We start from the raw sequence: 1,118 nt of genomic DNA, 5'->3' as shown, positions 1-1,118 counted from the left end.
GTCGAGCACCAGCAAGTCCGGCTTGTTCAGCGCCGCCTGCGCCAGGCCCTCGGCACCCGTGCCGGCCTCCAGCACTTTGTAGCCCTGTGACGCGAGGCTGATGCGCAAAAACTTGCGAATCTGCGGTTCGTCGTCGATCACCAAAATGGTCGCGGTCTGGCTCATGAATTCACATCAACACAAAAGATTGGCAAGAGAGTAGCGCAGTAGCGATCAGGCTTCATCGTCCATCCCCGGCTGCGTCTGCAACGGCAGGTGCAAGGTGATGCAGGTGCCGCGGCCGTCGATACCGTCGGCGACGCTGATGCGCCCGCCGTGGGCGCCGACCATGCCCTGACAGATCGCCAGCCCCAGGCCGGTGCCCTGGCCGCCACGATCACCGCGTGCGGCGGTGTAGAACATATCGAAAATCTTCGCCCGTTCGTCCTCGGGAATCCCCGGGCCTTCATCGCTGACCGAAAAGAAAATCTCTTGGTCATTGGCGCCTGCGATGAGTTGCAACCGACCGTGGGGCGGCGAGAACCGTGCTGCGTTCTCCAGCACGTTGACCAGCGCCTGTTCGATCAACGCGGCGTGCACGTACAGCAACGGCAATTCGCCGGGCACATCGGCACTGACCTGCAACGGCGCCAGCACTGCGCGCAGGCGATTGAGCGAACTGCCGACGATGTCTGCCGGCGACACCCAGTCGCGCGCCAGTTTCAGTGCACCGTGGCCGAGGCGGGTCATGTCGAGCAGGTTCTGGATGTAGCGGTCGAGGCGCTCGGCCTCATCGCGGGTGCCTTCGAGCAACTCGCGACGGTCCTCCAGCGGGATCGCTTCGCCGAGTGCCAGCAGGCTGTCGATGCTGCCGCGCATGGCGGTCAGCGGCGTGCGCAGATCGTGGGACACCGAGGCCAGCAACGCGCTGCGCAACTGCTCGGTTTCGCCATGCAGGCGCGCCGCTTCCAGATCATCCGCCAGTTGTGCCCGGGCCAGCGCCTGCGCCAGCGGCTGACTTAACGCGGTGAGCAAGCGACGACGCTGACCGCTCAAGGTCTGGCCTTCTTTGGCGCAGACCCCAAGCAGCGCCAGCGGCCCATCCTCGACCGACAGCGGCCACCACCACCAACGTCCGA

Annotated in this window: 2 protein-coding genes; both read right to left on the bottom strand. The window is 65.2% G+C overall.

The annotated features are described in order from the left end of the window. A partial coding sequence (locus DBR24_RS34425; protein WP_256591980.1) for a response regulator occupies positions 1 to 165 on the bottom strand: 165 nt, incomplete at its 3' end. 48 nt (positions 166 to 213) lie between these two features. Beyond that, positions 214 to 1,118: sensor histidine kinase KdpD (locus DBR24_RS34420; RefSeq protein WP_256591975.1), on the bottom strand; the 905-nt coding region annotated here is incomplete at its 5' end.

The sequence above is a fragment of the Pseudomonas sp. HMWF006 genome, from assembly GCF_003061205.1.
GTDB classification, from domain to species: domain Bacteria; phylum Pseudomonadota; class Gammaproteobacteria; order Pseudomonadales; family Pseudomonadaceae; genus Aquipseudomonas; species Aquipseudomonas monsensis.
This window is presented reverse-complemented; position numbering and strand designations above follow the sequence as displayed.